Origin of the sequence: Ruegeria atlantica (assembly GCF_013033965.1) — a bacterium.
GTDB lineage: Bacteria > Pseudomonadota > Alphaproteobacteria > Rhodobacterales > Rhodobacteraceae > Ruegeria > Ruegeria atlantica_D.
The window spans coordinates 148,924-160,029 of the sequence record NZ_WQFE01000008.1; the positions used below are offsets into that span (position 1 = coordinate 148,924).

The window sequence follows — 11,106 nt, forward strand, 5'->3', positions numbered from 1 at the left end:
ACTGTATGCCTATTCTCCCATATTCGGGCATGGGATCAGGGCGGATGTTACTTACAACACCCCTCATTTACGTGACCACTCGGGCACAATCCCGTGCTGATTCCGGAGTTTTGCCTAGATTTTGCAAGATACCGCCATACAGAGTCATCAACGCGTTACACCAGGCTTCGGGTGTCAACGAAATAAGGCGCGCGCCTGATCTGGCATTCGTGGCCATTTCGGCAACGCGATCATCGTCCGCAGATAGGCGGCCCAGCGCAGCGGTTAGTGCATCAGTATCTCCGGCGGCAAAGCTCGCACCCATTTTTTGAGCGCGGATTTCTCGGCTTAGTAACAGGCTATCTGATGCCAGAACCGGCACGCCACATATCAATGCTTCAACCGGCGCCAGTCCAAATGGCTCTGGACCCAATGTAGGGGCCACAAGCATCCGGGCTTTGGCCATGGCACGCTTTAACCCGGCGCGATCTTGCCAGCCATCGAATTGGTGTTCGGGGAAACCAGTCCTAAGTTCCGCCAGATCCAGACCATCGCCCACAAAGCGAATTTTTACACCAGCACGGCGCGCGCCTTCCGCCAACAGGAACACGCCCTTGTACTGATGAAGATCGCCGATGTACAAAAACTCGCTGTTTTGATTACATGACACCGGACTAGACAACAGAGGTTCTGACGGATTTGCGATTGGGACAATTGGGCTGACCGCCCCGTCAGGAAACAACCTTTGCTCCATATCCGGATGCAACAGTACGGTTGTTACATCTGGCAGCAGGCTGGCTCGGGCCTGGTCTTGCAAGGCTTGGCGTGTGACCCGCCAAAGTTTCTGCGCATAGCTGCGTTTGTCGCAGTTGCACAGGATGCAAGACGCCGACATCGCCTTACGGCCACAAGTTTTCTGCCGCCGAAAATCAAAGAATGCGCCATTGGGGCAGCTTAGAAAATAATCGTGGGCGTGCATAACAGTGCGGCGCCTGACCATTTTGAGAGGCCACAGTACAGACGGTGACAGAGTCTGATGATATCCGTGGACATGATAGATCGTGTCCGAGCGATCGTTCTGCCCAATCCACGCGGCCAATCGATTTTGAGCGGCCCGGTTCCAAATCCCGGACACGGCTGCGGTAAGCTTGGCCTGATCCAACAGACGGTGCCCGCCCAGAGCCACCACTTCGACTCCGGCATGCAAATGATCGCCCGCGTCACCGCAAAAATAGGTGACAGGAATTCCGTGTTCTGCAAGCAATCCAGCCTGCAATACGGCCAATTTGGAAGCCCCGCCACGAACCTTTGAGAAATCGCTGAGGATCACAACTCGGCTGGGGGTTCGTCTGGTCATTGTTGCTGTAAGTGTTGTGTTGCACGGAATTGTGAATGCAAAATGGTGGCGAAAACCCGCTGAGGTGGCATTGCTCCCTTGCCATACACGCAAACTGGATTAGCTTTCTTTCCACCCATCAATAGACAGTGTCTCGGTGGGCCGTAAATGAGCCCGAAACTTTCACCGTGCGCAACCACCAATTGCGCCGCAATAGAAGGAACTGTCACCTCTTCTTCGGCAAGCTCTGTAGCTGGAATGGGAACGCTAATTAGCATCAAATTTTCCATGTTTGGACGAAGTATTGCCGATAATTCGCCCACTCATCCTGTGATATTGACAGGAAATCTAACTCCGCGTAGCGGTGGAGGTAATCATGAATGACAAAAATCGAGCACAGCAAATGACACTCGTTCACGAGAGTAAACCATTGCGCTTCAACCTTGCTAATCTGATTGACACTGCCTCGCCAAAGCTGCTGAGAAGGCTTGTAATCGGTGGCTGTCTCCTGTTCTGGTTGATCGTCGGTCTTTTCATTTTCCTTTGATCCATAGGATCAATGTCATTGCGCGCCGTCAGCCATCAAAATCACCTTGATGGTTTTGAGAATGATTGTGATGTCACGCGGAAATGACCTGTTGCGCACGTAGTCTACATCCATGGCCACCCTTTCCGCATAAGTGGTTTTGCTTCGACCGTTAACTTGCCAGTGGCCGGTAATACCCGGCTTGACCGACAGGTAATCGTCGAAATGATCCCCATAATGCGAAACCTCGGATGCAACGATCGGACGAGGTCCGACAATTGCCATATCGCCTTTGATCACATTCCAAAACTGAGGAAGTTCATCCAAGCTGGTTTTGCGAAAGAACTCTCCGACGGTCGTAATGCGCGGGTCGTCATCCAATTTCTGCTGAGATTCCCACTGCGCACGCGCCTCTGGATCTGACTCGAGTATCTTTTCAAGGCGATCTTCAGCGTCTCGTGCCATAGTACGAAATTTCAGGCAGTTGAATGACTTTCCATCTCGTCCAATGCGTTTGTGTGCAAAGAAGATTGGCTTGCCATCCGAGATCAGGATCGCCAAAGAGATCAGCCCGATAAATGGCGCAAAGAACACCAACGCAGAAAACGCGAAAATTCGGTCGAACAACGACTTACCTAAGCCGTACCAACCATCCCCATTTCTGTGCTGTATTTCTGAGTTAGAACTTCGGGACTGCGAGGCATCAATGCCCGCCTCCCGACGAAAATCAGATTCCATAACACAGCCAATCGCTAACACTATATACAAGGCTGCAACCCGAAAACGACGGTTCGCAGAAAGAAACTTAATACCGTTAATGTATAGAAGATTCTCAATCGACGTCGCAACTTTTTTTGAAAAACAGGCGGCGGAGCCTGAAAGCTTGTGGGTAACTTGAGACTATCAAGGGATCTGTCGCACTATCGGAAACAGTCGCGCAAATCGAAACCACACTGTAGCAGTGCAGCAGAATCACATATGGCTTGAGTTAACTTGCCCTGAGTGCACCTGAGGGTTTGCCACATACAGCCCATAAGCACGCTCACGCGCAGCGACGCAGACCGCCGTGACGGCCATCAGGAAAAGTGTCGGATCCGGTGTGGTTGCCGAAACCAGCATGGCAGTTAGCAAAGTCAGCGCACAGACTCGGCCAGCGCAATACAGCCGCAAAGTGCTGCGATCAGCCCCGCTGATAGGCGAACCAATGGCAGTTATGACAAAAAGCGCAAAGGCCATCGTTCCAATAAACCCAACACTCCCCAAAAGAACCGATACAAGACCATTACCGCGCAGTGACCCCACGCCAGCCCCCAGTCCCCAGGTTTGAACAAACGCGTTCAATGCACTTGCCGACCAAGCCCCTCGCTCTCGTCCGGACAAAGTATCGAGCTTGGAAAAGATCAACTGATCAAGAACGTTCGAGACATTATCGGCAACAGAAGGGAACAAGAGTGACGTGCTCACAAAAATCGTCAGTACCGACAATCCCAATACCAGAAAATGTCCAAATACACGGGACATGCTGAATCCAAGGAACATCCGGAAATGCAAAAGGACATAGAAAACGCCACCCGCGACGGCCAACACACCTGTACTGGACACGGCCAGCAGGGCGCCAATCAGGTTAGCCGCGGCCAACACACCATGGCCTTTTTTTCTGACAATCAGATATGACATCAGGAAATAGCTGAAGAATGCCGCCGAGGCTGCTCCATAGCTGGACGCCTCGGAATAGCCGCCGATCACCCGATCAAAGCGTCCGATCACAATTTGCTCGTTCAACAAAGCGTAGTCTGCTGTCCTGAACAGACTAAGCACCGCATCGGCCTGAAGAAAGTCGACCAACCCCAATATCGCATTCAATGAAGCGGCCCAAACTAATCCGGTTTCGATAAACTCTACGCCCCGTCGTCTGGCAACGGCCAGCGTGGCCAGAAAAAAAGCAACCGAAAGCACGATGTAAAAGGCCTGCGCGATATTCGAGCTTGAGGGCCCCAAAGGAACCATCACCGAATTGAAGAAAAGGCTGACTTTCGGCCCGGCGAAGGTGACGTTCATTGGAAACACCGAGAAGTTTCCCTGGAATACTCGCACCAGAACCAATGCTGAAAAGACAGAATACAGTGCGAAAACCAACAAGAAGAGGCTGGGTGCGGGAAGCGGCAAGTGTTTCGTCGGCGAGACGCGTGCCGTTCGGCGCAGCACCAAGAGTGTGACCGAAAGGATGGCCAGCAAATTGGCCATGATGATGGACAAGTCTCCTACAACTATGGCCGCGAACATACCGAACGGGATCAACGCAATGGCCATCAGAATACCATTATCGACATTTCTTATGCTAAGCCAAAGCCACAACAACAAAAATGCGGCTGCAGCAGGGTAGACAGCCATTTTGGTCCTCGCTCACGATTTCAGCGCGCGATCGGGGATACGCGAAACTGGTTCAATACATCTGGTTCAATAACTCATTCATCAGATGATTGAGCATCACCGCCCTCGGGCATACAGATCAAGAAAAATATTCCTGTCATTCGCGCCAAAACCAGCCAAACAAATAACCGCCCACAGCGAATTGTCCGCGATGAAATACGTACTGCGGTAACGTCCGCTCAATGGCTGCAAAAAAGTCGAGGCAACAGTTTCGTTCATTTTCCAGAATTGTTTCCAATCATTCAGATTCGCAATCCAAACTTCAGAGAATTGCATCCCAACATACGGATTATTCGTGTTTTGACGGAATTGCATTTGGCATGATCGAACTGTGCAATAACCTCTGTCTGCATATATTTTCGGGAATGCTGAAACTACGATGACTCTGCGGGGAACGATAAAAAGCGGCCTTAGCTTGGCGAAGCGCAGAGTTGGCTATCCTATCTCCGCCGCCTGGGCACATCTTATGGCAACCGGTATTCGGCCTCCGGCGATGATTGGCGCTTACCCCGACTATGCGACTGCAATAGCCAAAGCTGATCGCGGTGGCTATGCGGACGAAGAAATCGTACAGGCCAATACCAACAAGATGAGGGGAAGAGCAGTCTGGGATTACCCCGTTATGCTCTGGATCAATGCAATGCACCGCGACGGCATGCGCGTATTGGATGCTGGCGGCCACTTTGGCATGAAATACACCGCCTTTGGCGATTTATGTCCGATCGCGAGCATGCATTGGACCGTGTATGATCTGCCTACAACCATCAACCTGGCCCGCGCCGCACAAAAAAGGCGAGAAGTGCCCCCAGAGATCGTATTTCAACACGATCTGGAAAAGGTGGGAGATGTTGATTTACTGCTGGCCTCGGGCCTGCTGCAATTTTTGGATGTGCCCTTGGCTGAACTGGTCAACAGGCTGAATGCGCCGCCGCAATACATAATTCTGAACAAAGTCGCCACGCGTCTCGGACCAACGGTCGTCACACTAGAGAAAATCGGCCCCGGCAGGGTTCCCTATCAAATCCGCGACAGGGACGAATTCGAAAAAAGCCTGACTGACATGGGTTATGCCATACATGATCGTTGGGAAATTCCGTCACTCAGTCATGTGATCTCGACCCATCCTGAATTGGGTTCAAGCACTAGTATGGGATATGTATTGCAGCGCCTAGAGTGAGCTTTATTCAGGGTTCCGCCAAACCAGTTTCAATGGTTCAACAACATCTCGAAGGGCCAGGGCGCCAACCCAACCTGACGCTGGCTCGAGATGAACTAATGACCACCGTTCGGGATTATCTCCTTCGATCCGGTTCAGCCGTACCGGGCTATCAGGAGCGAGTGTTACGTCAAAAGAGTCCAGCGGCATAAACAACCCGTGCCCAAGCATCTTCAAAACCGCTTCTTTTCTGGTCCAACAATTAAAAAAACCCTGCAACCAGCTCGACCGAGGCAGGGCAGACAATTCGGCATATTCGGCTTGAGAGAAATGGTGCCGTGCCACGGCGTCTTCGATTGGTCTTTTCTTTTCGACATCAATTCCAAGACTTGCCTGTTCGCAAACAGCCAGAATTGCGCGACCGCCAGAATGGCTGAGATTGAAACCTGGCCCAGCGTCCAAAACCGGCTTTCCGTGTGGGCCGTAATCAAACTCGACAGAGCTGGCGCTGAGGCCAAGGTACTGCCCGAGGATTTCGCGCAACCTACCCCGCCCCGCGATATACGTGTGTTTGTCGCGTAATTTCACAAACCGGTTCGCGCGCTGAATCTCATCCGTCGACAGACAATGGCTGAAACCGTGGATCTGAGTTTCTGGGACATCCAATGACCATTGCCAAACATCAACCTGGGGCACCTACGAACTCCAATTTCCAATCGCCAGACACTTTCTCTTTGAACGCAACGATTTTGCCTCAACACAAGTTTTTTCATTTTTTGGTCAAAATATCACAATATTGTTGCGCTTTTGAGTGGAATTCTGCTTCCTTGAAGCTTGCGCTACGCAGTTAACGATACCCGATCTCGCTACAGATCGGCCTGAATTTGTACTCCAATGCCGCCTGCCCAAACGGCGCATGCGTATGACCAATTCCGTCAGTGGACCCAATCTCTCAGAACCGTATCTACGATACTCGAGAATTCCCTGCGAAACCGGTCAGCTCCGAAACCGTTCGCATGGTCGCTGATATCCGACGGGTCGAACTGCGCAGCCTCGAACCGTTCAATCGCGTCAGCAATTGATGTCGTCGACTGTTCATCAAAGAACAAACCGGTGCGCCCGTCGATAACGCTGTCACGAACACCGCCGCGGGAATAGGCCAACACCGGGGTGCCACAGGCCATAGCTTCAACCGGAACAATACCAAAATCTTCTTCAGCCGGGAAAATCAAAGCTCTTGCCGATTGGTAAAGGCCGGGAAGATCTTCGGCGGACACGCGGCCCAAAAGTTGCACGTTGGCAGGCAGGTTCCGCTCAAGCTCGGCGCGTTGTTCGCCGTCTCCGACAACTAGCAATTGCCGGTCCAGCCCTCGGAATGCTTCAATCACCAAATCCGCCTTCTTGTAGGGCACCAATTCAGATACGAACAGATAGGGCACGCGCTCGACCTTTTGGTTGGACAGGTGATAAGATCCAAGATCCACAGGCGGATGCACAACTTGCGCCTCACGGTGGTAGTAACGGTGAATGCGTTGCGCCACGAAACTGGAGTTCGCAACGAATTTGTCCACCCGAGCCGCCGAGCAGACATCCCACGTTCTAAGCCGGTGCGACAGGTGCGAAAAATACACCTGTTCGAGCCAGGATAACCGGGCGCGATAGGCACCGTATTGATCCCAGATATATCGCATCGGCGAGTGGGTATAACAGATATGAGGCGTACCTGGCGGGGCGATAACACCTTTGGCCGGACCGCTCTCGGACGAAATAACCAGGTCATATCCGGACAGGTCCAACTCTTCGAGAGCACGCGGCATAAGGCCTAGGTACTTTTGATAGTGCCGCCGGGCACCAGGAAGCTTGGCAATAAAGGTTTCGGTAATTGGCCGGTCTCTCAGCAGGTCAGACAGCTTCCTGGGATCCGCAACATGAGTGAATAGATCCGCCTGAGGAAACAGTTTCACCAATTCTTCCAACACGCGCTCGCCGCCGCGCATCCCAACCAGCCAGTAATGAACAATGGCAACCTTCATAAACGCACTTTTAGACGAACACCTGTTTCAGTAATTGTACTTGTAGGAATATGTTCCAAGATCACGTGCCGCTGCGTCGCCACGGCGCACCATAGTCATAACGGTACCAAATACCGGCTCACCGTTTTCCTCAAGCCGTATGATCGAGTTTCGAACGACCTTGGAAGGGGTTTTGCCGCTGCGCACCGTGAAAATCGTTGTATCGACATGCTTGGTTAGCAATACCGCGTCGGACAAATGCAAGACGGGCGGCGCGTTGACGACCACGACATCGTAACGCGAGCGCATACGGCTCAATAAACCGGTAAACAAATTGGATGACAACAGATCGGCTGCATTGGCGCTTTCTACCGAAGGCGAAATCACGTCGACACCCGCCAGTTCAGAATGAACTGGCAAGTCTTTCAGCTTTTCCTCTCCGCTAAGATAGCCAGCCAAACAAGCACCCTGGGAAGGCAGGGCCAATGCCTTGCGCACATCGGGATGGCGCAAATCCGCATCCAACAACAACACCGAAGAGCTGGTTGTGCTTATCGTCCGCGCCAATGCGCAACATAGCGATGACTTCCCCTCAGCAGGAAGAGAAGACGTCACCATTATTACTTTGGGCTGGCGTGTTTTACCAAGCCCAAAAAGGCAGGTACGAATGGTTCGTACATTCTCCATGAACGATGAATGTTCAGCACCAGACAGTTCATTGCGCAGCCATTTATACTTGTGGCCAAAGTGGTGGACATAAGGAAGCAAGGCCAGATTACGGCGGTGGGTAAGCTCCTGTAATTCGTTGGCCGTGTTGACTGGCGCGCGGATCAGGTTGCGCAGGAAAACAAACCCGATAGCAGCAGACAAACCGAACACGAAAGCAACGATGATATGAAGCGTTTTGCGCGGCCCGGACGGGACCGTCGGCACCTCGGCTCGGCCAATTACCCGCGCCTCAGGCAATTGAAAGTCTGCCTGCGCGCTGGTTTCCTTGAAGCGGGACAAGAAGTTCTCGTATACCAGCCGCGTTGCGTTTGCCGCGCGTTCCAACTGGCTCAGCCGAACCGACGCCTTGGCCAGTGAATCTGCACGCACAGAAACTACAGCGATTTGCTCGCGCAATGCATTCTCGCGATTTGTGGTCACGATAACCTCGCCCCGCATTTCTTCGATGCGCCGCTGCAACTCGGTGTCGATCGTTCTGTTTATGTTTGCGATCTGGGCTTTGATACGCACCATGTCAGGGTGCTTGCGACCCAGCGTACTGGCCAATTGCGCTTGGGATGCTGTCAGTTCCGCCCGTTGCCGAATTAGCGTCTCCAAAAGCGGTGAAGTCACCACATCGGACACCGCCTGCAAACCGCCGTTTGTCTGCAACGCCTCTACCTGCGTCAGTCGGACTTCGGCATCTGCGCGTTCTGTTGCACTGCCGACCAGCCTGGTGTTGAGCTCGGCAAGAAGTTGATTGATGTTTTCTTCGTTGCCATCGGCGATGTCGATCATCTCTGCCTTGAAATCAACAACCGCGGCGTCGGCGGCTTCCAACTGGCCACTCAGTTCAGCCAGCCTGTCAGACAGCCAGGAATTGGCGCGCAGCGTTGCGTTCAATTTCGCATCAAGCTGACTCTCTATGTATTGATTGGCGATCGCATTCGCGACGTCGGCGGCTAAAACGGGGTTGGTGTTCTGGAAGCTGATCCCAATCGCATACGAAACGCCGATCTGCTTGACCGTAAGATCCTGACGCAATTCATCAATGACCAACGAACGCAGCATATCCTCGGACATAGTAGCCGCCTTGACATGAGCGGGGTCGTCCCCCCGAATAAGGCGTTTCGCCAATGAAAATAGATCTTCGCGGCGCGGCAGACGCGGGTCGTATTGGGGATGGTTCAAAAGGCCCAGTTCATCGACAACTTCACCAATCAGAACATTCGACCGGATAGTCACGACCTCACCAGCCAGAACAGAACTGTTGATGCTGAGATCTGAAACCACTTCTTCCGCGGGAGAGATGCTTTCCTCGCGGGTGTCGAGAATGACTTGCGAATAGGCCGTGTAAACCGAAGGAACAAACAGCAGGTAGATATACATTGCGATCACGCAACCAATCGCAACCGCCGAAATCAAACGTGCGTTCACCCGCAATATCGTGAACAGGTACATCACGTCGATGGGCTGATACGCGAAAAAGCCGGGATCGACTTTGGTGTGTGTCTCAGCTTCGTGCGCCGCAGATTGGGCCGGATTTCTGCGTAGGTTCATTGGGCATCACCCAGCATTTCCGGTGGCCTCATCACGATAACCAGCAGATCACCCGGAGACAGTTCATCATCGGGCTCAAGGCGCAGCTTCCGAACTCCACCACTTTCGCGTCGCCGGACCTGGTATTCCAACAAAACTTCAGTCTCCAATCCCGAGGCGGCTGCCACCCATTGGTCCAGCAGGGCCAGACGATCTTCAATCGATTCCCGATTTGAAATCAGCTTGTTGATCTCATTCCAATATCTCTGCGTTTCTGTCAGACGCCGCTGCTCCAGATCAGAATCGAACTGAGACAACCGCCCTTCCAGTGAGGCACGCTCCATCATCGCCTCTGACTGTCTCTCGCGTTGGTCCAACAGGTCGCTTTGAGCGCGCGAGACACTCAGTTCGAAGCGCCTTACGTCAAACTTTGGGATCAGACCGCGCCCAGCAAGGTCAAGCATTCTCGTCAACTCAAGCTTCGAAACACTCACGATTTGGCGTTGAACTTTTTCGCGCTCCTGCATGATCGAAACCTGGTTCTCTGCCTCGGCAAGAGCTTGCGTCAACGAGGTGCGCTGTGTGGTGGCGTTTTGCGTTTCAATAGCAATGACCTGATCTTCACTTGCCTTGTGCTCTTCAAATAGTTCGCGATTCACACCGGGGCGCAAATCCGGAGGGAGATTGGCCCAGCTGAGGCTGGCTTCTCCTTTCAACAATGCCTGCGCACGGGCATATTGCGCTGCAACCAAGGCAAGGTCGTATTCAAGGCTGTTCAACATCCCCTTCAGGTTGCGCCGCTCAAGAACACGAGCCTCTTCGTTGTTTGCGGAAATCGATGGCCCGCCGGCCATTCCGACGGCCTGCTCAGCCGTCATGAAAGGTTGGTAATCGAAATTTCCCGGGTCTCGAACATCGCCTAAAACGGAAATCGGTCGGAAACTGGCGATGGACAATTCGACCGAGGGGTTTACAAAAATTTCGCGCTGCACATAAGTCCGCTGGATCAAGTCCCGCGCCTCGCCAACTGCGATAGACGCAACCTGCAAACCGCCGATGAATGGCAACTGCACCTCGCCATCGCGCCCTACAGTGAAACGTTGCGGCGGATCGTTATCATCGAGAATATCAAGCTCAAGCTCGTCTCCGACATGGATCAGATAGCCATCCGGAGTAGTGGCTTGGGCACTGCCCACAACCATCGCTGCGCTGGTGAAAAAGGAAACCACGCAAACGCCACGCACGACATTTCGCGCTGCGGCCAAATTAAAACCCTCAAGCCAACTCATCGAATCGCTTACAACTAAATAACAACGCATTCATGATACCGATTTATTGCGGTCTGTCAGGATCGATTTGCCTGCCTAAAACACCAGATCGCGTGGCAGCCCCCCGACTAGAGGGTCTTTTTGGGCCGGTT

The 11,106-nt window shown here is 52.7% G+C and carries 10 protein-coding genes; 2 read left to right on the forward strand and 8 right to left on the reverse strand.

All coding sequences use genetic code 11. The features are described 5' to 3' along the window. Positions 1-67 precede the first annotated feature (67 nt). Both GOW16_RS15210 and GOW16_RS15215 read right to left on the reverse strand, forming a co-directional pair. The gene (locus tag GOW16_RS15210) at positions 68-1,336 is read right to left on the reverse strand and encodes a glycosyltransferase (protein ID WP_170416471.1); all 1,269 of its coding nucleotides are present in this window, start codon (positions 1,334-1,336) and stop codon (positions 68-70) included. Next, complete coding sequence (locus GOW16_RS15215; protein WP_170416473.1) at positions 1,333-1,638, reverse strand: hypothetical protein; 306 nt, start codon at positions 1,636-1,638, stop codon at positions 1,333-1,335. Before GOW16_RS15215 ends, GOW16_RS15210 begins: the two co-directional genes overlap by 4 nt. Positions 1,639-1,691: 53 nt before the next feature. Between GOW16_RS15215 and GOW16_RS15220 the strand changes: the two genes are divergently transcribed. After that, positions 1,692-1,862, forward strand: a complete 171-nt coding sequence (locus tag GOW16_RS15220) for a hypothetical protein (RefSeq protein ID WP_170416475.1) — start codon at positions 1,692-1,694, stop codon at positions 1,860-1,862. A gap of 15 nt (positions 1,863-1,877) precedes the next feature. Here GOW16_RS15220 and GOW16_RS15225 read toward each other — a convergent pair whose 3' ends face one another. Together GOW16_RS15225 and GOW16_RS15230 are read right to left on the reverse strand one after the other, a co-directional pair. Continuing rightward, positions 1,878-2,579 (reverse strand): sugar transferase, encoded by a 702-nt coding sequence (locus tag GOW16_RS15225; protein WP_170416477.1) that lies wholly within the window; start codon positions 2,577-2,579, stop codon positions 1,878-1,880. A gap of 234 nt (positions 2,580-2,813) precedes the next feature. Continuing rightward, a complete protein-coding gene (locus GOW16_RS15230) occupies positions 2,814-4,232 on the reverse strand; it encodes a hypothetical protein (RefSeq protein WP_170416479.1) in 1,419 nt (472 codons plus the stop codon). 532 nt (positions 4,233-4,764) lie between these two features. Between GOW16_RS15230 and GOW16_RS15235 the strand changes: the two genes are divergently transcribed. Continuing rightward, the gene (locus GOW16_RS15235) at positions 4,765-5,448 is read left to right on the forward strand and encodes a methyltransferase, TIGR04325 family (RefSeq protein WP_170416481.1); all 684 of its coding nucleotides are present in this window, start codon (positions 4,765-4,767) and stop codon (positions 5,446-5,448) included. 3 nt (positions 5,449-5,451) lie between these two features. On the opposite strand, the gene GOW16_RS15240 is transcribed toward GOW16_RS15235, so the two are convergent. The 4 genes from GOW16_RS15240 to GOW16_RS15255 form a co-directional block, all read right to left on the reverse strand. Further along, a complete protein-coding gene (locus GOW16_RS15240; protein WP_170416483.1) occupies positions 5,452-6,123 on the reverse strand; it encodes a 4'-phosphopantetheinyl transferase family protein in 672 nt (223 codons plus the stop codon). 239 nt (positions 6,124-6,362) lie between these two features. Then, the gene (locus tag GOW16_RS15245; protein WP_170416485.1) at positions 6,363-7,460 is read right to left on the reverse strand and encodes a glycosyltransferase; all 1,098 of its coding nucleotides are present in this window, start codon (positions 7,458-7,460) and stop codon (positions 6,363-6,365) included. A 27-nt stretch (positions 7,461-7,487) separates the two neighbouring features. Continuing rightward, the gene (locus GOW16_RS15250) at positions 7,488-9,707 is read right to left on the reverse strand and encodes a GumC family protein (protein WP_170416487.1); all 2,220 of its coding nucleotides are present in this window, start codon (positions 9,705-9,707) and stop codon (positions 7,488-7,490) included. After that, positions 9,704-10,975 (reverse strand): polysaccharide biosynthesis/export family protein, encoded by a 1,272-nt coding sequence (locus tag GOW16_RS15255; protein ID WP_170416489.1) that lies wholly within the window; start codon positions 10,973-10,975, stop codon positions 9,704-9,706. Before GOW16_RS15255 ends, GOW16_RS15250 begins: the two co-directional genes overlap by 4 nt. Positions 10,976-11,106 lie beyond the last annotated feature (131 nt).